At 70.5% G+C, this 22,084-nt stretch carries 15 protein-coding genes; 9 read left to right on the plus strand and 6 right to left on the minus strand.

The genetic code is table 11. The features are described 5' to 3' along the window. Nucleotides 1-29: 29 nt before the first annotated feature. Nucleotides 30-1,238 (minus strand): L,D-transpeptidase, encoded by a 1,209-nt coding sequence (locus tag IEZ21_RS04420; protein ID WP_189320557.1) that lies wholly within the window; start codon nucleotides 1,236-1,238, stop codon nucleotides 30-32. Nucleotides 1,239-1,577: 339 nt separating this feature from the next. Here IEZ21_RS04420 and glgX point away from each other — a divergent pair, with 339 nt between their 5' ends. Further along, the gene (gene glgX, locus IEZ21_RS04425) at nucleotides 1,578-3,764 is read left to right on the plus strand and encodes a glycogen debranching protein GlgX (RefSeq protein WP_246567316.1); all 2,187 of its coding nucleotides are present in this window, start codon (nucleotides 1,578-1,580) and stop codon (nucleotides 3,762-3,764) included. A gap of 9 nt (nucleotides 3,765-3,773) precedes the next feature. Here glgX and IEZ21_RS04430 read toward each other — a convergent pair whose 3' ends face one another. The 4 genes from IEZ21_RS04430 to IEZ21_RS04445 are packed head-to-tail and all read right to left on the minus strand — an operon-like array spanning nucleotide 3,774 to nucleotide 11,128. After that, nucleotides 3,774-5,534 carry an ABC transporter ATP-binding protein gene (locus tag IEZ21_RS04430; protein WP_189320913.1) on the minus strand — a complete coding sequence of 587 codons (1,761 nt, stop codon included), beginning with the start codon at nucleotides 5,532-5,534 and terminating at the stop codon, nucleotides 3,774-3,776. A 5-nt stretch (nucleotides 5,535-5,539) separates the two neighbouring features. Further along, complete coding sequence (locus IEZ21_RS04435) at nucleotides 5,540-7,288, minus strand: ABC transporter ATP-binding protein (protein ID WP_246567272.1); 1,749 nt, start codon at nucleotides 7,286-7,288, stop codon at nucleotides 5,540-5,542. Between the two features lie 46 nt (nucleotides 7,289-7,334). Continuing rightward, the gene (locus tag IEZ21_RS04440; RefSeq protein WP_189320558.1) at nucleotides 7,335-9,203 is read right to left on the minus strand and encodes an ABC transporter ATP-binding protein; all 1,869 of its coding nucleotides are present in this window, start codon (nucleotides 9,201-9,203) and stop codon (nucleotides 7,335-7,337) included. Beyond that, complete coding sequence (locus tag IEZ21_RS04445) at nucleotides 9,200-11,128, minus strand: ABC transporter ATP-binding protein (protein ID WP_189320559.1); 1,929 nt, start codon at nucleotides 11,126-11,128, stop codon at nucleotides 9,200-9,202. The genes IEZ21_RS04440 and IEZ21_RS04445 overlap by 4 nt, the downstream gene beginning before the upstream one ends. Before the next feature lie 185 nt (nucleotides 11,129-11,313). Between IEZ21_RS04445 and IEZ21_RS04450 the strand changes: the two genes are divergently transcribed. The 7 genes from IEZ21_RS04450 to IEZ21_RS48740 all read left to right on the plus strand — a co-directional run bounded on the left by IEZ21_RS04450 (nucleotide 11,314) and on the right by IEZ21_RS48740 (nucleotide 17,560). Beyond that, nucleotides 11,314-12,225 (plus strand): ABC transporter ATP-binding protein, encoded by a 912-nt coding sequence (locus IEZ21_RS04450; RefSeq protein ID WP_189320560.1) that lies wholly within the window; start codon nucleotides 11,314-11,316, stop codon nucleotides 12,223-12,225. Further along, nucleotides 12,222-12,959, plus strand: a complete 738-nt coding sequence (locus tag IEZ21_RS04455) for an ABC transporter permease (protein ID WP_189320561.1) — start codon at nucleotides 12,222-12,224, stop codon at nucleotides 12,957-12,959. The genes IEZ21_RS04450 and IEZ21_RS04455 overlap by 4 nt, the downstream gene beginning before the upstream one ends. A 25-nt stretch (nucleotides 12,960-12,984) precedes the next feature. Then, on the plus strand, nucleotides 12,985-14,250 hold the full coding sequence (locus tag IEZ21_RS04460) for a sensor histidine kinase (RefSeq protein ID WP_189320562.1): 1,266 nt from the start codon (nucleotides 12,985-12,987) through the stop codon (nucleotides 14,248-14,250). Then, nucleotides 14,240-14,872 (plus strand): response regulator, encoded by a 633-nt coding sequence (locus IEZ21_RS04465; RefSeq protein ID WP_189320563.1) that lies wholly within the window; start codon nucleotides 14,240-14,242, stop codon nucleotides 14,870-14,872. Before IEZ21_RS04460 ends, IEZ21_RS04465 begins: the two co-directional genes overlap by 11 nt. Nucleotides 14,873-15,191: 319 nt before the next feature. Continuing rightward, nucleotides 15,192-16,841: a M4 family metallopeptidase gene (locus IEZ21_RS04470; RefSeq protein WP_189320564.1), complete on the plus strand. Its 1,650-nt coding sequence runs from the start codon at nucleotides 15,192-15,194 to the stop codon at nucleotides 16,839-16,841. Between the two features lie 77 nt (nucleotides 16,842-16,918). Beyond that, nucleotides 16,919-17,437 carry a DUF1990 domain-containing protein gene (locus IEZ21_RS04475; RefSeq protein WP_189320565.1) on the plus strand — a complete coding sequence of 173 codons (519 nt, stop codon included), beginning with the start codon at nucleotides 16,919-16,921 and terminating at the stop codon, nucleotides 17,435-17,437. A 12-nt stretch (nucleotides 17,438-17,449) separates the two neighbouring features. Further along, a complete protein-coding gene (locus IEZ21_RS48740; protein WP_220450443.1) occupies nucleotides 17,450-17,560 on the plus strand; it encodes a DUF6188 family protein in 111 nt (36 codons plus the stop codon). Nucleotides 17,561-17,732: 172 nt separating this feature from the next. On the opposite strand, the gene glgP is transcribed toward IEZ21_RS48740, so the two are convergent. Continuing rightward, a complete protein-coding gene (gene glgP / locus IEZ21_RS04480) occupies nucleotides 17,733-20,357 on the minus strand; it encodes an alpha-glucan family phosphorylase (protein ID WP_189320566.1) in 2,625 nt (874 codons plus the stop codon). A 456-nt stretch (nucleotides 20,358-20,813) separates the two neighbouring features. Here glgP and IEZ21_RS04485 point away from each other — a divergent pair, with 456 nt between their 5' ends. Next, on the plus strand, nucleotides 20,814-22,013 hold the full coding sequence (locus IEZ21_RS04485; RefSeq protein WP_189320567.1) for a S8 family peptidase: 1,200 nt from the start codon (nucleotides 20,814-20,816) through the stop codon (nucleotides 22,011-22,013). Nucleotides 22,014-22,084: the final 71 nt, after the last annotated feature.

A 22,084-nucleotide genomic window follows, 5' to 3' on the forward strand; every position in this document is an offset into this window, starting at 1 on the left:
TGTCCGTCTTATGTCCCGCCCATGTCCGGCTAATTCATGGCGGAGCCCGCCTTCCACTCCTTCCATGCCATGTTCCATCCTCCGAGTCCGTTGTCGGGAGCGACCTTCTTGTCATCGCTGTGCACGACTTCGACGACGTCACCGACCAGGCTGCGGTCGAAGAACCAGCCCGCGGGAGTCGTGGAGCTGCCGCCCTTCACATCGCGCAGGCCCACACAGCCGTGGCTGACATTGGTGTTGCCGAAGACGCCGCGCGCCCAGTAGTTGCCGTGCAGGAAGGTCCCGGAGTTGGTGAGCCGCATCGCGTGCGGGACGTCCGGGATGTCGTACTCGCCCTTGCCGTCGGCGTCCTTGAAACCGACCGTGGCGCCGTTCATCCGGGTCACCTTGAGCTTCTCGGTGACCACCATCTTCCCGTTGTACGTCGTGGATTCGGGGGCGCCCGCGGTGATCGGCACGGTGGCGAGGAGCTTGCCGTCGCGGCGTACCTCCATGGTGTGCTCGGCGGCGTCGACGAGGCTGGTCTGGCTGCGGCCGATGGTGAAGGAGTAGGTCCGGTGCTGGACCCCGTGGACGCCGGGCGCCGCCTCGACGTCCCGTAGCCGCAGGGCGACGGTGACCTTCGTACCCGGCTTCCAGTATTTCTCGGGCCTGAAGTCCAGCCGGTTCCTGCCGAACCAGTGCGGGCGGATCTCGACGGCGGGACGTGCCCGTACGTGGATCGCGCGCTCGACGGCCGCCCGGTTCTGGATCTCGCGGTTGAACTGGAGCGAGACGATCATTCCGGTGCCGACGGTCGACGGGTACGCGGGGGTGACGTGTCCGATGAGCCGCTTGCCGGGGACGTGCGTCCGAAACGTCGTATGCCGCGCGATCCGCCGCCCGTGCCCGTCGAGGGCGACCGCGTCCACGGTGTACGTGGCGGCCGGCTCCAGCCTTCCGTCGCCGGCCGGCCGCCAGGTCATGCCGTTCGCTTCGATGCGCCCGGGGACCGGGGACTCCTGCGCGTCGGACTCCTGCGCGTGCCGGGACTTGACGACCTTCACCGACTCCAGACGCCCGGACTCCACCTGTACTTTCAGCTCCTGGTCCGGGCGTACGGCCTTGCTGCCGTCGTCGGGCAGGATGCGGATCGTCTCCTCGGGTGAGCGGGGTTTGCCGAGCACGCTGTCGAGCCCGTGGGAGGTGCATGCCGTGGCAGCGGCCAGCAGCCCTGCCCATGTCAGTACGACGGTCATCACTGACTGTGTGCGCCGTGTGCGCCTGTGTGCATCCATCACGTGCACCCAACGATCATTCCCCTCCTGGGGAAACGTGAGTGCGAGCCTTGCTCTGGGCAGAACAGTGGGAAGGACGACGCGACGATGAGCCATGGCCGGGACGCCATGTGTTCTTCTTGGCGCCGTTCAACCGAGCCGCTGGAGGTTGAACAGGTGTCGAGCGCACCCGAGCAGGAGATCGAGCAGATCGAGCAGCAGGAGGAGCGTGCGCCGGGCGACGGGCTGCCCGGTCAGCAGAAGCTCGCCCCGGGCAGCGGGCTGCCCGCTTCCGCTCCACAGGGGCATGCCCCGTCCCCCGTGCTGAACGGCGCGGCGCGTACGGCGCCCGTCATGCCCGTATGGCCCGGTGCCCCGACCCCGCTGGGGGCGCGCTTCCGGGTCGGCCCCGACGGCGTGGCGGGCACCAACTTCGCGCTGTGGGCGGGCGGCGCGGAGTCGGTCGAGCTGTGCCTCTTCGACGACGAGGGCGTGGAGGTGCGGCTGCCTCTCACCGAGCTGACCCATGAGATCTGGCACGGTTTCGTGCCGGGCGTGCGGCCGGGACAGCGGTACGGCTTCCGTGTGCACGGCCGCTGGGACCCGTGGACGGGCGCCCGCTGGAACCCGGCGAAGCTCCTCCTCGATCCGTACGCGCGTGCCGTCGACGGCGACTTCGGTCTGCCGCCCGAGGTGTACGGGCACGTCCGCGACTGGCCTCAGCAGCAGGTCGCCGACACCGTGCGCGACGACCGGGACTCGGCGCCGTACGTCCCGAAGGGTGTCGTCGTCCACGATGACGCGCCCGACGACGAGTGGTCGGACGACCGCCGCCCGAAGACGCCGTGGGCGGACTCGGTGATCTACGAGGTGCATGTACGCGGCTTCACCCGCCTGCACCCGGACATCCCCGAGGAACTACGGGGTACGTACGCGGGGTTGGCGCACCCGGCGGCGATCGAGCACCTGGTGAAACTGGGCGTGACGGCGGTCGAGCTGCTGCCGGTGCACCAGTTCGCGCACGAGGACCATCTGCTGCGGCGGGGCCTGAAGAACTACTGGGGCTACAACTCCATCGGCTACTTCGCGCCCCACGCGGCGTACGCGGCCTCCGGGACGAGGGGCCAACAGGTCGGCGAGTTCCGGCGCATGGTGCGCGCGCTGCACGCCGCCGGTATCGAGGTCATCCTCGACGTGGTCTACAACCACACGGCCGAGGCAAGCGAGTTGGGCCCGACGCTGTCGCTCCGCGGCATCGACAACCGCGGCTACTACCGGCTCCAGGAGGACGCGCGGCGGTACGCGGACTACACGGGCTGCGGCAACACCCTGCACGTCGTCCAGCCGCACGTCCTGCGCCTGATCACGGACTCGCTGCGCTACTGGGTGACGGAGATGGGCGTGGACGGTTTCCGCTTCGACCTGGCGGCGGCGCTGGCCCGCTCGATGCACGACGTGGACATGCTGTCCCCGTTCCTGGCTGTCATCGCACAGGACCCGGTGCTGCGCCGGGTGAAGCTGATCGCGGAGCCCTGGGACGTGGGCTCTGGCGGCTACCAGGTAGGGGCGTTCCCACCCCTGTGGACGGAGTGGAACGACCGCTACCGCAACGCGGTACGCGACTTCTGGCGGGGCGCCCTGCCGGACGTACGCGACCTGGGGTACCGCCTGTCCGGCTCCAGCGACCTGTACGCCTGGGGAGGCCGCCGCCCGTACGCCTCCGTGAACTTCGTGACCGCCCACGACGGCTTCACCCTGCGCGACCTGGTGTCGTACGAGCGTAAGCACAACGCGGCGAACGGGGAGGGGAACCGGGACGGCACGGACGACAACCGTTCCTGGAACGGGGGCGTGGAGGGCGAGACGGACGACCCGTCCATACGTGCGCTGCGACGCCGTCAGCTGCGTAACCTGCTGACGACTCTGCTGCTCTCGACGGGCGTGCCCATGCTGGTCGCGGGCGACGAGCTGGGCCGGACGCAGCGGGGCAACAACAACGCGTACTGCCAGGACAACGAGCTCAGTTGGGTCGACTGGCGTCTGCTGGACGACCCCGAGTGGCGGCCCCTCTTCGACCTCACCTCCCGCCTGATCGCCCTGCGCCATGAGCACCCCGTGCTGCGAAGCCGGGCGTTCTTCTCGGGCAAGGCCCATTCCACGGACGGGCTGCGCGACCTGGCCTGGTTCACGGCCCACGGCAAGGAGATGACGGAACAGGACTGGTACGACCCGACCACCACGCTCGCCATGTACCTCTCCGGCCGCGACATCCCCGGCCGGGACGCCCAGGGCACCCCGATCACGGACGACAGCTTCCTCGCGGTCCTCCACGCGGGGGAGCAGCCGGTGGACTTCGTCCTCCCCGGGTCGCCTTGGGCGGAGAGCTACGAGGTCGTGGTGGATACGTCGCTGGACGAGCAGGGGGTGGCGCCGGGGGTGGTGCATCGGGCTGGGGCGGGGATTTCGGTGCCGGGGCGGGCGGTTCTGCTGCTTCGGGTAGTGGGGTGAACCCAGCGCTCAACCCCCGGACGCCTGTCCGTGCCACGACCCCCACAGCGCCGCATACGCTCCGCCCGCCGCCACCAAGCTCTCGTGCGTGCCCACCTCCGTCAGGCACCCCGACTCCATGACGGCCACCCGGTCCGCGTCATGGGCCGTATGCAGGCGGTGGGCGATCGCGATCACCGTGCGGCCGGTGAGCACGGCCGCCAGGGCGTGCTCCGTGTGGCGAGCCGTGGACGGGTCCAAGAGCGCTGTGGCCTCGTCGAGGATCAGTGTGTGCGGGTCCGCCAACACCACTCGCGCCAGGGCGAGTTGCTGAGCCTGTGAGCCGTCCGGACGGTGCCCGGTGGGGCCCAGCTCGGTGTCAAGCCCGGAGGGCAGCTCGGCCACCCAGTCCGCGCCCACCGCTGCCAGCGCCGCCCACAACTCACCGTCACCAGCGGACGGTTCGGCGATCAGCAGGTTGTCCCGGACCGTTCCCAGGAACACATGGTGCTCCTGGGTGACGAGCACGACCTGCCGCCGCAACTGCTCCGGCCCGAGCGCGGCGATCGGCACCCGCCCCACCGTCACCGTCCCGGAACTCGGCGCATCGATCCCCGCGAGCAGCCGGCTCAACGTGGTCTTGCCCGCACCTGACGGACCGACGATCGCCAGCCGCTCCCCCGGCCGCACCGTCAGGTCCACTCCGCGCAACACCTCGCCCCCACGGTCGTACGCGTACCGCACCCCCGTGACATCGATCCGGTCGTCCTCCGGCGTGGGACAGGACGCCGCCGAAGCCTGCGGCGCCCGCCCCAGCCCCTCCACGCGGGCGAACGACGCGCCACTGCTCTGCAACTGCTCGACCCGCATCAGAATCGTGTCGAGCGGCGACTCGAGCTGACGCAGATACAGCGCCGCCGCGATCACCGCACCCAGGCTCATCAGCCCCCGCTCGTGCAGGACACTGCCCGCCAGCAGCACGCCGACCACGGGGACGATGTACGAGACCTCCACGACCAGGAAGAACACGGAGCGCAGGTACAGCGTGTACATCCGGGTGCGACGGGACGTCTCCAGCGCGTCCCGGCTCGCCGCGATCCGCCGCCCCTGAAGGCCGAAGGCCTCGACCGTACGAGCTCCCGCAGCGGTGGCCGCCACGATCTCGGCGACCTCCGACGTGGCGGCACCCTCGGCGAGATACGCGGCGCGCGCCCGGCGCAGATACCAGCGCAGTACGAACCAGATGCCGATCTGACCGAGCACCGCGCAGACACCGAGCAGCGGATCGAGGAAGAAGACCGCGCCGAGGATGAACAGGCACTGCACCGAGGAGATCAGCAACTCGGGTCCGGCATCGCGCAGCATGGTGCCCACCTGGGCGACATCGGCCGTGCCCCGCGCGGTCAGATCACCCGTGCCGGCCCGCTCCACGACCGAGGCGGGCAGCGACAGGGCCCGCTCGACGAACTGCTCGCGCACCCGCGCCAGCGTCCGCTCCCCGAACCGGTGCCCCACATAGCGGGCCCACCGCGTCAGCAGCAACTGCGCCAGCGCGCACAGCAGAATGGCGAGCGCCAGCCGGTCCACGACGTCCACGCCACCGCCCGCCCTGACCTCGTCGATGATGCGGCCGAGCAGCCAGGGGCCGACGAGTCCGACGGCGGCGGCCAGCGCGTTCAGAGCGAGCACGGCGGTGAAGGCGCGCCCGTCCACCCGGATCAGCCGCCCCGCCGCCCGCCGCACATCGGCCGCTTCGGCGACGGGCAGCTGACCGGACGACTGCTTCGTCACCGATGTCACCGAACGGCCTCCTCTGCGCCTGCGTCTGCGTCAGTTTCCGCGTCCGCGTCCGCATCGCGTGCCACGAGCGCCCGGTATCCGGGCTCCTCCTCCAGGAGCCGGTGATGGCTCCCGCTCGCCGCGACCTTGCCGTCGACCAGGTAGAACACGGTGTCCGCCCGGTCCAGTACGAGCGGCGAGGTGCTGGTCACCACGGTCGTACGGCCCGCCCGCTCGGCCCGCAGCCGGTCCGCGACGGCGGCCTCGGTGTGGGCGTCGAGCGCCGAGGTGGGTTCGACGGCGAGCAGTACTTCGGGGTCGGCCAGCAGCGCCCGTACGAGCCGTACGCGCTGGCGCTGGCCGCCGGACAGGCTGCGGCCCTGCGCGTCGACGGCCGAGTCGAGTCCGTCGGGCAGGCCGAGGACGATGTCGTCGGCCGCGGCCGTGTGCACGGCGCGTGCGATGTCCTGCTCGGCGGGGTCCCGGCTGCCGGCCACCAGCTCCCGCAGTGTTCCCGCGAACAGGTCGGCCTCGTTGTCCGCGACCAGGATGCGCTCGCGCAGCTGCGCCAGTTCGATCTCGTCGAGGCGTACGCCGGCCCAGGTCGCCGCCGACTCGACGTACCGGCCGAGGCGGTCGATCACGGCCGCGGACTCGGCGGGACGGGCGCCGGCCAGCGCGGTCAGCCGGCCGGGCAGCACCCGCACTCCGGACTGCGGGTCGTGCAGCACCGAGGGCTCGGCGGGGGCGTCCCGGGTGCCGTGGTCGGCGGGCGGCTCCAGCCGCAGGAAATGGGCGACGCGCCGCGCGGCCACCAGGCCGCGGCTGATCCCGTAGCTGCACTCCACGAAGAACCCCACCATCGGCACCAGGACGGCGACATAGCCGTACACCGACACCAACTCGCCCACGGTGAGCTTCCCTTGAGCGGCCTGCCGGGCCGCCAGCCAGGTCACCACGGCGAGGAACACCGTCGGCAGCCCGATGCCAAGGGCCTGGAGCCAACTCGTCACGGCCCCGACCCGGTAGCCCTGGGCCCGCAACCGCTGCGAGTCCCGGTGGAAGGCGTCGGCCACCAGGCCCTTGCCGCCCAGGCCGTTGAGGACGCGCAGTCCGCTCGCGAGGTCGCCGATGCGTGCCGTCAGCACGCTCTGCCGTTCGCGGTAGGTGGTCTCCGCGTTCTGCAGCCGCGCCAGCAGCGGACCGGCCACGACGGCCATCGCCGGGATGCCGAGCAGGACGACTCCGGCCAGCAGGGGCGAGACCGTCAGCAGCAGCCCGGCGACGACCAGGTAGGCGACGATCGCGCCGACGCCGGGGCCGACCACGGTCAGGGACTGGCTGATCGTGTGGACGTCGCCGACGCCGATCGTGACGACCTCCCCGGCCCCGGCCCGGCGTGACAGCGCGGCGCCCAGCCGGACCGCGTGGCCGACCACGACCTTGACCGTGCGGAAGTTGGCGTCCATCCGGAGTCTGGTCATCGTGCGGTGCCGCATGATGCTCAGCCAGGCGTTGAACGCTCCCATGCCGAGCAGTGCGGCGGCCCAGCCGATCAGCGCGGCCCGGTCGCCCGGCTCCAGACCGTCGTCGATCGCGCGGGCCAGCAGATACGGCGCGAGCGCCATCAGCACGAACCACACGCTGGCCAGCAGCGCACCGGCGGCGGACCGGCCCGGCTGGGCCCTGACCAGCCACCACAGATACCGGCCGCCGCCGCGACAGTCGGGCGTACCCGGATCCCCGTACGCATCGATCTGCCCCACCCGTTGACCACCCTCCCCGTCGACTGTCGGATCACCTGCCCCGCCGTTAGACCAGGCTGTCCCGCCACGCCTGGTGCAGATCCGCGAACCTGCCGGTCGCGGCGACGAGTTCGGCGGGCGTACCGTCCTCGACGATCCGACCGTGCTCCATCACCAGTACCCGGTCGGCGATCTCCACCGTCGACAGGCGGTGCGCGATGACGACCGCCGTGCGGCCCCGCAGGACGGTCGACATGGCGCGCTGGACGGCCCGTTCACCGGGGATGTCCAGCGAGCTGGTCGCCTCGTCGAGGATCAGGACCGCCGGGTCGGCGAGCAACGCCCGTGCGAACGCGACGAGTTGGCGCTGACCTGCCGAGATACGGCCACCCCTCTTGCGTACGTCGGTGTCGTAGCCGTCGGGCAGGGCGGCGATGAAGTCATGGGCGCCGAGGGCCTTGGCGGCGCGTTCGATCTCCTCGCGGGTGGCGTCGGGGCGGCCGATGGAGATGTTCTCGGCGACGGTGCCGGAGAAGAGGAAGGCCTCCTGGGTCACCATCACCACACCGCGCCTCAGTTCGGGCATCGCGAGCTCGCGCAGGTCGACGCCGTCCAAGAGGATCCGGCCGGCCGTGGGGTCGTAGAAGCGGGCCAGGAGTTTGGCGAGCGTCGACTTGCCCGCGCCCGTCGAGCCGACCACGGCGACGGTCTGCCCGGCGGGCAGCGTCAGGTCGAAGCGCGGCAGCACCTCGCCGCCCGTGCGGTAGCCGAACCGCACGCCGTCGAAGACGACCTCGCGGCCCGGCTGCTCGGAGGCGAGCGCGGGCAGGGGCTTCGGCTCGGCGGGCTCCGGCACGGTGGGGGTCTGGGCGAGCAGGCCCGCGATCTTCTCCAGTGAGGCGGCGGCCGACTGGTAGGAGTTGAGGAACATGCCCAGCCGGTCGATGGGGTCGTACAGGCGGCGCAGATAGAGGACCGAGGCGGCCAGTACGCCGAGCGCCAGCGACTCCGATGCCACCCGGTACGCGCCCCACAGCACGATCGCCGCGACCGTCGTGTTGGCGACCAGCCGGGACTTGACGACGTAGCGGGCCATCTCCAGCAGGGCGTCGCCGTTCTTGCGCTCGTGCCGGTGGTTGAGGACCCGGAACTCCTTGTCGTTGGCGTCCTCGCGGCGGAACGCGCGCACCGGCCGGATGCCGTTCATCGTCTCGGCGAACTTCACGATCACGGCGGCGATCGCGGTCGAGCGGACGGCGTAGACGCGGCCGGCGCGGCGCCGGTACTGGCGGATGAACAGGTAGAGCGGCGCGAACGATGCCACGGCCACCGCCCCGAGGCCCAGGTCGAGCCAGAGCAGCATCGCCGAGATGTAGACGAAGGAGATGATGACGGTGATGAGTTCCTGCAGGCCCTCGTCGAGCAGTTCGCGCAGGGACTCGACGTCCGTGGTGGAGCGGGAGATGAGGCGGCCCGAGGTGTAGCGCTCGTGGAAGTCGATGCTCAGCGCCTGGGCGTGGCGGAAGATCCGGCCGCGCAGGTCGAGCAGCACGTCCTGGTTGACGCGTGCGGACGCGGTGATGAACGCGTACTGGAGCCCGCCCGAGGCCAGCGCGCACAGCAGGTACCCGACCGCGACCGCGATCAGCGGCCCGTGCCGGTCGTCCCGGAACGCGGGGACGGCACGGTCGATGGCGTACGCCACGAGCAGCGGGCCCGCCTGCACCGCCGCCTGCTGGAGCAGGAGCAGCAGGGAGGTGAGGGCGACGCGGGCCTTCATCGGAGCGAGCAGGGAGCGCAGCAGGGCGGCGGTCGCGCCCGGCGGGGTGGGGAGGGCGTCGCGGTCGAAGGCGTCGCCTGCCTCCGGGGGGTCGCCGGCGGGCCGGTCCTTGCGGGGTTCCTGGTTCGGCGCGGTGGTGGTGGGCGCCGCGGTCATCGGTCGTTCTCCTTTTCCAGGACGGTCTCGCCGTACTCGCCGCTCTCGCCGTCCGCTTCCAGATGTTCGGCTTCCGGGTGTTCCGCGCCGGACATCAGACGGGCGTACTCGGCGTTCGTGCGCAGCAGTTCGTGGTGGGTGCCGGTCGCGGCGATCCGGCCGCCGGAGAGCAGGGCCACGCGGTCGGCGAGCAGGACCGTGGACGGGCGGTGCGCCACGATCAGGGCGGTCGTCTCCGCGAGTACGCGGCGCAGGGCGGCCTCGACCGCGGCCTCCGTGTGCACGTCCAGGGCGGAGAGCGGGTCGTCGAGCACGAGGAAACGGGGGCGGCCCACGACTGCCCTGGCCAGCGCGAGCCGTTGGCGCTGACCGCCGGAGAGGCTGAGGCCCTGCTCGCCGACCTGAGTGCCGGTGCCGTGTGGGAGGGCGTGGGTGAAGTCGGCCTGGGCGATGGCCAAGGCGCGCTCCAACTCCCGTTCTCCCGCACCCGGTTGGGCGCCCATCAGGACGTTCTCTCCGACAGACGCCGAGAACAGTGTGGGCTCCTCGAAGGCCACGGCGACCTTGGAGCGCAGTTCCTCACGGGGCATCGCCGTGATGTCCTCGCCGTCCAGCGTGATCCGGCCCGAGGTCACCTCGTGGAGGCGGGGGACGAGGGCGGTGAGGGTGGTCTTGCCCGTGCCGGTCGCGCCGACGAGAGCCATGGACTCGCCGGGCCGGATGTGGAGGTCGATCCGGTCGAGTACGGGAGGAGTGTCGGCGGGGGCGTCGGGATAGCGGAACGACACGGAGTGGAACCGCAGACCGCCCGTGCTCTCCTCGGAGGCGGTGTCCTCGGGCGACACCCGGCTGCCCGTGCTCTTCACGCTCTCCGTACTCTCCGGCTCCGCGTCCATCACCTCGAAGTACCGCTCCGTCGCCGTCGCCGCCTCCTGGGTCATGGCCAGCAGGAACCCGATGGAGTCGACCGGCCAGCGCAGCGCCAGCGCGGTGGAGAGGAAGGCGACGAGTGTGCCCGCGGACAGCGCACCGTCCGCGACCTGCACGGTCCCGAGGACGAGCGCCGCCCCGATGGCCAGCTCGGGCAGCGTCATGATGACGGCCCAGATCGCGGCGAGCAGCCGTGCCTTGCGCAGCTCGGTGCCGCGCAGGGTCCGCGACAGCTTCCGGAAGGCCCGCGACTGGCTGCGGTGCCGCCCGAACCCCTTGATGATCCGGATCCCGAGGACGCTCTCCTCGACGACCGTCGTCAGATCGCCCACCTGGTCCTGCGCGAGCCGCGCCACATCGGCGTACCGCTTCTCGAAGACGGAGCACACGACGATCACGGGCACGACAGGACCCAGGATCACAAGGCCGAGCGTCCAGTCCTGCGCCAGCATGATGAGCACGCCGACGACGATGGTCACGCCGTTGACCAGTAGGAACGTCAGCGGAAAGGCCAGGAACATGCGCAGCAGCATCAGGTCCGTCGTGCCACGCGACAGCAGCTGACCGGAGGGCCAGCGGTCGTGGAAGGCCACCGGCAGCCGTTGCAGATGCCGGTACAGATCCGCCCGCATCGACGCCTCGACACCGGCCAGCGGCCGGGCCACCAGCCACCGCCGCAGCCCGAACAGCAACGCCTCGGCGAGCCCGAGCAGCAGCAGAACCAGCGCCCCCAGCCACACCCCGCGCGGATCCCGGCCGGCCACCGGACCGTCCACGATCCATTTCAGGACGAGCGGGATCACCAGCCCCATGCACGAGGCGAGGATCGCGACGAACGCCGCCGTGAACAGCCGCGTCCGCACGGGCCGTACGTACGGCCACAGGCGCAGCAGAATCCGTACGACGGAACGGTCGCCGTCGCGGCGACCGGCCAGGGCTGTGTCCTCAGGGTTCGTGAGGTCCTTGTCATCGGTGACTGCGGGTGTAGTGGCCATCAGTAGTGAGCCTACGGATCGGCACTGACACCGCCCACCGAGTTTCGGCCGGTCCTGCGCTCCTTCGGAGGACCTAGGACCGGTCCGACCTGCGCAGTCGTAGCCCCGTATCAACCGATCGGCTGATGTGCCTTCGAGCGAGACGGGCGATGTGCGCCACCCCGGCCGCCGGGGACCCTCGAGGCATGACCAGCGAACCCGTCATCGAAGTCACCGGACTGCGCAAGTCGTACGGAGGGAGGGCCGTCGTCGACGGGGTCTCCTTCGCCGTCGAGGAGGGGGAGATCTTCGGCATCCTCGGCCCGAACGGCGCCGGCAAGACGACCACCGTGGAATGCGTGGAGGGCCTGCGGATCCCGGACGCGGGCCGCGTACGCGTCACCGGCCTCGACCCCGTCGCCGACCACGACGCCGTCAGCCGCGTCCTCGGCGCCCAGCTCCAGGAGAGCGAACTCCAGGAGAAACTCACCGTCCGCGAGGCGCTGGAGCTGTACGCCGCCTTCTATCCGAGCCCCGCCGACTGGCGCCCACTCGCCGAACGCCTGGGCCTCACCGGCAAGTTGGACAGTCGGTTCGGCAAACTCAGCGGCGGCCAGAAGCAGCGCCTGTTCATCGCGCTCGCGCTGATCGGCGATCCGAGGGTCGTCGTGCTGGACGAGCTGACCTCCGGCCTCGACCCGCGGGCCCGCCGTGACACCTGGGAGCTCATCGAGGACATCCGCGCGAACGGCGTCACCGTCCTCCTCGTCACCCACTTCATGGAGGAAGCGCAGCGTCTCTGCGACCGGATCGCGGTCATCGACCAGGGCCGGATCGCCGCGCTGGACACGCCCCGCGGGCTGATCGCCCGCGCCACGAACGCCACCCTCATCAGCTTCACGCCCTCGGTCCCGCTCGACGAACGCGACCTGGCCGCGCTGCCCGCCGTGGCCTCCGTCGAGTGCAAGGAAGGCCGGATCACGCTCGGCGGCACCGACGAGACCGTCAACGCGGTCATCACGCTGCTCGCCCGGCAGCGCATCACGGCCCATCAACTCCGCGTCACCGACGCCACGTTGGACGACGCGTTCCTCGATCTGACAGGAGTCGCACGATGAGCAGCACTGCCGTACTGAAGACCGAGGCCCGGCTCTTCGGCCGCGAACCCGGGGCGCACTTCTGGATCCTGGCGTTCCCCACCCTGCTCCTGGTGATCCTCGGCAGCATCCCGGGGTTCCGGACCACCCAGGACGACCTCGGCGGCATCCGGATCGTCGACGCGTACGTACCGGTGACCGTGCTGCTCGGCATGATCGTGGCCGGCCTGCAGTCCCTGCCGCCGGGCATCACCGGCTACCGCGAGCGCGGCATCCTGCGCCGTATGTCGACGACCCCCGTGCGCCCGAGCGCGTTGCTGTCCGCGCACATGGGGCTGCACGGAGCCGCCGCCGTACTGTCGGCGCTGCTGGCGCTGTCGGTGGGCCGGATCGTGTTCGACGTGGCCCTGCCGCGCCAGCCCTTCGGATACGTACTGGCGCTGCTGCTCGCCGTGGCGGTCGCCCTCGCCATGGGCGCCCTGGTGTCGGCGCTGGCCCGCACCTCGAAGGCGGCGACGGCCGTCGGTACCGCGGCGTTCTTCCCGAGCATGTTCTGCGCGGGTGTCTATATACCCGTCCAGACGATGCCGGATGTCCTCGCCCGCATCGTCGAGTTCACCCCGTTCGGCGCGGCGGCCCAGGCTCTGAACGAGGCGGCGGCGGGGGACTGGCCGGGGTGGGACCACCTGGGGGTACTCGTCGCTTGGACGGTGGTCCTGACGGTGGCGGCCGCGCGCTGGTTCCGGTGGGAGTAGGCGAGAGGCCGTGCAGACTGGGGGCATGACCACGGTGGACACGCAACTCGACCGGCGCTGGGAGCAGTTGCGCACCTGGGGGCCGTACGGGCTGCTCGGCGTCGGTGTCGTCCTGTCGGCCGTCACTGTCGAGCTGATGGACGGCCCCGCCGAGTGGTACGCCTCCGGGGCCCTGGTCGTCGCCGCGATCGCCCTCCAGCTGTGGTGGCAGCGCATCCGCCTCAGCCGGACCGACCACGGCCGGACCCCGTCCCGGGCCGGGACGGCGTACTACGTCGTCCGCTGGGCGATCGCCTTCGCGCTCACCTGGATCAACCCGTTCTTCGGGTTCTACGCCGCCACCGGCCTCATGGACGCCGACGAACTCCTCCCGGGCATGTGGCGGAGGCTCGGAGTGTTCGCCGCCGCGATCACCCTGGCCGGCTCGCAGTCCGGCGGGCTGCCGCCGAAGAGCGGGGTCCAGTGGGCCGCGTTCCTCGGGCTCCTGGGCGCCAACGCCGGCCTGCATATGATGGTCGCCCACCTCATGGAGCAGGAGGACGAGCGCTCCCGCGCCAGGGCCGAGACCATCGCCGAACTCGAGCGCACCAACACCGCCTTGCAGCAAGCCCTCGACGAAAACGCCGCCCTCCACGCCCAACTCCTCGTCCAGGCACGGGAAGCGGGCGTCGCCGACGAGCGACGCCGGCTGGCCGCCGAGATCCACGACACCATCGCCCAGGGCCTGACCGGCATCATCGCCCAGCTCCAGGTCGTCGCGAACGCCCCCGACCTGCCGACCGCCCGCACCCATCTCGACCGCGCCTCAGACCTGGCCCGCCACAGCCTCGGCGAGGCCCGCCGCTCCGTGCAGAACCTCGCGCCCGTGGCTCTGGAGCACGACGGGCTGCCCCAGGCGCTGAAGAAGACGGTCGCCGAATGGGCCGAACGGACGGGCGTACGCGCCGAGTTCACGACCACGGGCACCGCCGAGCACCTGCACGAGGAGGTCTCGGCGACCCTGCTGCGCATCGTCCAGGAGGCCCTGTCGAACGCCTCCCGGCACGCCCACGCCGGCCGACTCGGCGTCACCCTCTCCTTCATGGGCGACGAGGTCGTCCTCGACGTACGCGACGACGGCCGCGGCTTCAACCCTCTCGCCCTCCCCTCCCGCAACGGCCACGGCGGCTTCGGCCTCGACGGCATGCGCGCCCGCGCCGAACGCATCGCCGGGTCGCTCACCGTCGAGTCCGAACCGGGGTACGGTACGGCGGTGTCGGCTCGCGTACCGTTGGTACGCCATGACGGATGACGCCATCACACTTCTCATCGTCGACGACCATCCCGTCGTACGGGACGGTCTGCGCGGCATGTTCGAATCGGCACAGGGATTCACGGTGCTGGGCGAGGCGTCGAACGGCGTTGAGGCCGTGACGCTGGCCCAATCCCTGGACCCGGACGTCGTGTTGATGGACCTCCGCATGCCCGGCGGCAACGGCGTGGAGGCCATCGCCGAGCTGACCCGCCAGGGCGCCCGCGCCAAGATCCTGGTCCTGACGACGTACGACACGGACTCCGACACCCTCCCCGCGATCGAGGCGGGCGCGACGGGCTACCTCCTGAAGGACGCTCCGAGGGAGGAACTCTTCAGCGCGGTACGCGCGGCAGCGGAGGGCCGTACGGTCCTGTCTCCAGCGGTGGCGTCCCGCCTGGTCTCGGCAGTCCGAGCACCGGCCAACGAGCCGCTGTCGGCCCGCGAACGCGAGGTCCTGGCACTGGTGGCCAAGGGCACCTCGAACCGCGAGATCGCCCGAGTCCTGTTCATCAGCGAGGCCACGGTCAAGACGCATCTGACGCACCTGTACGCCAAGTTGGGGGTCAAGGACCGGGCGGCGGCGGTGGCGGTGGGGTACGACCGAGGGATCTTGGGCTGAGGTCGGTGCGGGTTCCTCCTCCACCTCCGCCGGGGGAAGCGCCCCTTTAGGGGCGCGGGGAACTGCGCGAGCAACCCAAGACTCCCGGCACTCGCCCACGAACCCAACTCCCCACCCCCATAGGCGCCCGCCGCAGGCGAACAGATGTTGGACGATTTCCGGCCAACATCCGTTCGCCCCACTGACATGCACACGCCTCACCTGGCACTCTTCACCTCACGCGGCACCCCTGCACAGCTGCCGCACAGCACCCGCACCGCCCCTTCACCCGTTCGACGGGCCGCCCATGCCTGTCGAGCACCCCCACAAAGGAGCTTGTGTGACCCCCCTCTACGCGCGTCACAAGCGCACAACTCTGGCCATCGCCACCGCCGTCGCGGCCGGAGCCCTCATCACCGCCGGTCTGACCACCGGCGCCACCGCCCAGTCCGGCGCCAAGCCGTCCGCCGACACGCAACTCGCGGGCACCCCGGTCCAGTTGTCCGCGGCAGCCCGTACGAGCCTGATCAAGAAGGCCGACGCGGCGACCACCGAAACGGCGGACGAGATAGGCCTCGGCGCCAAGGAGAAGCTGGTCGTCAGAGACGTCATCAAGAACGCCGACGGCACCACGCACACCCGCTACGAGCGCACGTACGGCGGACTCCCCGTCCTCGGCGGCGACTTGGTGATCCACGAGTCCAAGTCCGGCAAGACGGAAGGCGTGACCAGAGCGACGAAGGCCGACATCAAGGTCACCGACGTCACGCCCGACATCGCCAAGTCCGCCGCGGAGAAGCAGGCGTTGAAGGCGGCGCAGGCCGAGGGCAGCAAGAAGTCCGCGGCCGACAAGGCCCCCCGCAAGGTCATCTGGGCCGCGAGCGGCAAGCCGGCCCTCGCGTACGAGACGGTCGTCGGCGGCTTCCAGCACGACGGCACCCCGCAGGAACTGCACGTCATCACGGACGCCACCACGGGCGAGAAGCTGTACGAGTGGGAGGCGATCCAGACCGGTACGGGCCACAGCCAGTACAGCGGCGACGTCACCATCGGCACCTCGCAGTCGGGCTCGACGTACCAGCTCAACGACCCGACCCGCGGCGCCAACAAGACGTACAACCTCAACCGCGGTACGTCCGGCACCGGCACCCTCTTCACCGACGCCGACGACACCTGGGGCACGGGCGCGGCCTCCAACGCCCAGACCGCCGCCGTCGACGCGCACTTCGGCGCGCAGGTCACCTGGGACTTCTACAAGAACGTCCTCGGCCGCAGCGGCATCAGGAACGACGGCAAGGCCGCCTACTCCCGCGTCCACTACGGCAACGCGTACGTCAACGCCTTCTGGTCCGACGGCTGCTTCTGCATGACGTACGGCGACGGCGCGGGCAACGCGAAGCCGCTGACGTCGATCGACGTGGCGGGCCACGAGATGACGCACGGCGTCACCTCCAACACCGCGGGCCTCAACTACAGCGGTGAATCAGGCGGGTTGAACGAGGCGACGTCCGACATCTTCGGCACGGCGGTGGAGTTCTACGCGGCCAACTCCTCGGACGTGGGCGACTACCTGATCGGCGAGAAGATCGACATCAACGGCGACGGCACGCCGCTGCGCTACATGGACAAGCCCAGCAAGGACGGCGACTCGGCCGACGCCTGGTCCTCCAGCCTCGGCGGCCTGGACGTCCACCACTCCTCGGGCCCGGCGAACCACTTCTTCTACCTGCTGAGCGAGGGCAGCGGCACCAAGACGATCAACGGAGTCACCTACAACTCCCCCACCTCCAACGGCTCCACGATCACCGGCATCGGCCGCGACAAGGCGGTCCAGATCTGGTACAAGGCGCTGACCGAGTACATGACGTCGACGACGAAGTACACGGGCGCCCGCACCGCGACGCTGAGCGCGGCGAGCGACCTGTACGGCTCGACGAGCACGGAGTACAAGGCGGTCCAGGCGGCCTGGGCCGCGGTCAACGTGAACTGACGCTCAGCCGGTCACCGCACGCACATGGGCAGCCCCCGAAAAGAAGGCGTTCCGGGGGCTGCCCTACGCTGCTTCCCATGCCCTCCACGGAAACGCCCTTCACGTACGACGACGTGGGCGCGACCCGCGAGAACCGCACCCCGCCCGGCTACCACCCCCTGCACGTCAGAACCCGCATCGGCGAGGGCCGCAACGTCTTCGAGGCGTCCTCCCGCGCGGTCCTGACCTGGGAACTGCACCGAGCGGTATGCGTAGGCATCACCACCGAAGCCCCCAAGGCCGCCCCCGGCGTAGAACTGACGGTCACCCTAGGTGGCCTCATCAAGGCCCCCTGCCGCATCGTCTGGACCACGGAAGAACCCCGCCGAGCCGGCTGGGCCTACGGCACCCTCCCCGGCCACCCCGAATCCGGCGAGGAAGCCTTCCTCGTCGAAATGACGGGCGACGGCACGGTCTGGCTCACGGTCACGGCCTTCAGCCGCCCGGCGAAGTGGTACGCGCGGGCTGGCGGGCCGGCGACGCGGGGGTTTCAGCATGCGTATGCGCGGAGGTGTGGGGTGGTGTTGCGGCGGTTGCATGGGGGTGGCGAGGTCTAGCGCGGCACGAAGCTGACTGTCCGGCCGGATGACGATTATGAAGCCTGGGGGCTTGTCGGGCCGATGGGAAGGCGAGCGATCTGCACGCCCGGAGGCGAGATTGCGGTGTGGAGCGGGGAGTGATGTCGGCAAGCGCCGGGAAGCTTCCAATGCTGTTGGTGAATCCTCCCTGGCCAGGTAGGCCGTTCGCGGAAATGTGACACTCTCGCGGGCAAGTGTCACATTCCTGCGACTGCCTACCTGGGGGTCGGCGGCATCGGACAGTGCGTCGCACGGCCGTCAAGGTTCGCCATGCTCAGCGCAGCAGAACCCCCGCCGCCTCCACCAACTCCTCCGAAGGAACCGCCACCAGCCCCAGCTCCGCGCTCGACGCCAGCAGTCGGTGCGTAGGCAGGATGCGGACCGTGTAGCCGAAGGGTCCGGTGCGGTCCAGGGACAGTGGGCCCTCGTAGAGCCAGCGGCCCTCCTGGTCCGGGCCGCCCGCCGGTTTCAGGGGGACCGCCGTGCCGTCGGTGATGCGGTCCTCCGAGTCGACTCGGCCCGAGACCGCCTGGACCTCGACGTCGTCGGGGACCAGGTCGCCCAGGCCCACGCGGACCCGTAGCGACATGGTCGTGCCGAGTTCCGCCGTCGTCGTGGCCGCCGACGTCTCCACGTGGTCGACCGTGACCCGTGGCCACGCCGTGCGGACGCGGGACTTCCAGGTCGCCAGTTCGCGGGCGGAGGAGGTGTCCATGGAGCGGTGGGCGCGGGCCGCGGGGGCGTAGAGGCGTTCCACGTACTCGCGGACCATGCGGCCCGCGAGGACCTTCGGGCCCAGCAGCGTCAGCGTCTGGCGGACCATCTCGATCCAGCGGTCGGGGAGGCCGCCGGGGCCGCGGTCGTAGAAGCGGGGGGCCACGCGCTGCTCCAGCAGGTCGTACAGCGCCGAGGCCTCCAGGTCGTCGCGGCGGTCGTCGTCCGTCGCCGTGCCGTCCGCCGTGGGGATCGCCCAGCCGAAGTCCGGCTGGAACCATTCGTCCCACCAGCCGTCCAGGACCGACAGGTTCAGGCAGCCGTTCAGCGCCGCCTTCATGCCGGACGTGCCGCAGGCCTCCAGGGGGCGGAGCGGGTTGTTGAGCCAGATGTCGCAGCCGGGGTAGAGCTTCTGGGCCATCGCCATGCCGTAGTCGGGGAGGAACACGATCCGGTGGCGTACGCGCGGGTCGTCCGCGAAGCGCACCAGTTCCTGGATGAGGCGCTTGCCGCCGTCGTCCGCCGGGTGCGCCTTGCCCGCCACCACGATCTGCACCGGCCGCTCGGGATGCAGCAGCACGTCCATCAGGCGGTCGCGGTCGCGCAGCATCAGCGTCAGGCGCTTGTAGGACGGGACGCGGCGCGCGAAGCCGATCGTCAGTACGTCCGGGTCCAGTACGCCGTCGATCCAGCCGAGTTCGGCCGTGCCGGCGCCGCGCTGACGCCAGGACGCGTCCAGCCGCTCCCGTACCTCCGTCACCAACTGCTCGCGCAGCACCCGTCGCAGTTCCCAGATGTCCTGGTCGGGGATCTCGGCCACGGCGTCCCAGCGGTCCGAGGCGCCGACCGTCATGGCGTCCTCCATCCGCTGCGCGCCGATCTGGCGTGCGCCGAGCCGGAGGACCTCGGGCGCCACCCAGGTGGGGGCGTGCACGCCGTTCGTCACGGAGGTGATCGGCACCTCGTCGGAGTCGAAGCCCGGCCAGAGCCCGGAGAACATCTCCCGGCTGACGTGCCCGTGCAGCAACGACACCCCGTTGGCCCGCTGGCCGAGCCGCAGGCCCATCACCGCCATGTTGAAGAGGTTGGGCTCGCCGCCTGGGTACGTCTCCATCCCGAGCTGGAGGATCCGCTCCACCTCGATCCGCGGGAGCTCCGCCTCCGGACCGAAGTGCCGGGCCACCAGCTCCCGGTCGAAGCGGTCGATTCCGGCGGGTACGGGGGTGTGGGTCGTGAAGACGGTTCCGGCGCGGACCGCCTCCAGCGCGGCGTCGAAGTCCAGGTCCTCGTAAGAGAGTTCGTGAATACGTTCAAGACCGAGGAATCCCGCATGCCCCTCGTTCGTATGGAAGACCTCCGGCCGCGCGTGCCCGGTCAGCCGGCAGTACGTACGCACCGCACGCACCCCGCCGATCCCCAGCAGCATCTCCTGGAGCAGCCGGTGCTCGCTGCCGCCCCCGTACAGGCGGTCCGTCACGCCGCGCTCGCCGAGGTCGTTCTCCTCGACGTCCGAGTCGAGCAGCAGCAGCGGGACCCGGCCGACCTGCGCGAGCCAGATGCGGGCATGGAGCGACTTCTCGCCGGGCAGGGCCAGGGAGACCTGGGAGGGCGTGCCGTCCTCCTCGCGCAGGAGCGAGAGCGGGAGTTCGTTCGGGTCGAGGACCGGATAGTGCTCCTGCTGCCAGCCGTCCCGCGACAGTGTCTGCCGGAAGTAACCGTGCCGGTAGAGCAGTCCTACACCGATCAGGGGTACGCCGAGATCGCTGGCCGCCTTGAGATGGTCCCCGGCGAGGATGCCGAGGCCGCCGGAGTACTGGGGCAGCGCGGCCGTGATGCCGAACTCGGGTGAGAAGTAGGCGATGGCGGCGGGCAGTTCGGACGCCTGGGCCTGGGACTGGTACCAGCGGTCGCCGGTCACGTAGTCGTTCAGGTCGTCGGCGGCCGCGGCGAGCCGCCGCAGGAATCGCTGGTCCTCGGCCAGCTCGGTGAGCCGTCCGGGTGAGACGTTCCCCAGAAGGCGTACGGGATCGGATTCGGAGGCGGCCCAGCGCTCGGGGTCCACGGACTGGAAGAGATCACGGGTCTCGGCATGCCAGGACCAGCGCAGATTGCGCGCCAGATCACTGAGCGGGTGAAGGGCTTCGGGGAGTACGGGACGCACGGTGAACCTGCGGATGGCCTTCACGAGCTTCCACCTTCACGGGGGCATACGCGGCAGCGGCGCACACACGCTTACGTATGCGCGACCTTTGTCACCCATGACGGTAGCGGCGACTGCCTCCGGCAACCACGGCGCGATTCGCTCCGCGGGCGGTGCAGTTTTTCGTCTGCGGGTCGTTTGTGGCTGGTCGCGCCCACGCGGCGGAGCCGCAAATGTCACAGCCCCGCACCCCTTTGGGGGCGCTCCCCTGCGGCGGAGGCGCAGATGTCACCGCCGGCAGTGCACCGTACAAAACCCGGCTTGAAATCGCCGCAACCTTCACACGTACACCACGCGAGATATGGCCGATTCCGCCATGCCATGCGGCCTTGTGGGGCTTCACACCGCACGAGAGGCTGCCAACGGCGATCCGACCTGCACCTGTCAGGGCGCACGTAACTGCGGTCGGAGTACGCCGAGTTGAGGAGGGGAACTCACACCATGGCAGTGACGTACAAAAGGCGTCTGTCCTGGGCGGGAGGCCTCACCGCGGTCATCACGGCCGCGGTGCTTTCGGCCACCACCCTGCCCGCGCAGGCCGCCCCACTGGGACAGATACTCGGCGCCGGCGCCCCCGGCTCCGTCAGTGACAGCTACATCGTCACGCTCAAGGGCGGAACGAAGGCCCCGTCGAACGCGGGCAAGGATCTCGCCGCCACGTACGGGGCGAAAATCAGCCACACCTACAGCACCGCGATCAATGGCTATGCGGTGAAGGTCGACGAGCAACAGGCCAAGCGCCTCGCCGCCGACTCACGTGTGGCCTCGGTCATGCAGAACACCAGAGTCAGCATCGATCACCAGCAGAAGAACCCGCCGTGGGGTCTCGACCGCATCGACCAGCCGAACCTGCCGCTGGACAAGAGCTACACGTGGCCGGAGTCCGCGGGCCAGGGTGTGACGGCGTACGTCATCGACACCGGGATCCGGACCACGCACCAGGACTTCGGCGGCCGGGCGAGCTCCGGCTGGGACTTCGTCGACAACGACGCCACCGCGCAGGACGGCCAGGGCCACGGCACGCATGTGGCGGGCACGATCGCCGGCACGACGTACGGCGTCGCGAAGAAGGCCAAGGTCGTCGGGGTCCGCGTACTCGACAATGAAGGTTCGGGCACCACCGCCCAGGTGATCGCGGGCATCGACTGGGTGACCAAGAACGCCCAGAAGCCCGCGGTGGCCAATATGAGCCTGGGCGGCTTCGCGAACGCTCAACTCGACGCCGCCGTCCGCAACTCCATCGCGTCCGGCGTCACCTACGCGGTCGCGGCCGGCAACGACGGCCTTCCGGCGAGCCTGTACTCGCCGGCCCGGGTCGCGGAGGCGGTCACGGTCGGCGCGAGCGACGCGGCGGACGCGCGGGCGAGCTTCTCGAACTGGGGCAGCCGGCTCGATCTGTTCGCACCCGGCGTGGACGTCACCTCCGCGTCGAACGCGAGCGACACCGCGAACGCCACCTTCTCCGGTACGTCGATGGCGTCGCCCCATGCCGCGGGCGCGGCGGCGCTCTACCTGGCCGATCACGCCACGGCGAGTCCCGCCGATGTGAGCAAGGCTCTTGTCGCGCAGGCGGCGTCCGGGAAGATATCCAATCCGGGCCTCGGCTCACCGAACAAGCTCTTGCAGGTCAGCAACCCCTAAGTAGTTGCGCGTTTACAGACCGGCCCCGTCCGTGGAGTATCACTGGACGGGGCCGGTCTTGTGTGCGGAGA

This window comes from Streptomyces flaveus, assembly GCF_014647675.1.
GTDB classification, from domain to species: Bacteria; Actinomycetota; Actinomycetes; order Streptomycetales; family Streptomycetaceae; genus Streptomyces; species Streptomyces flaveus.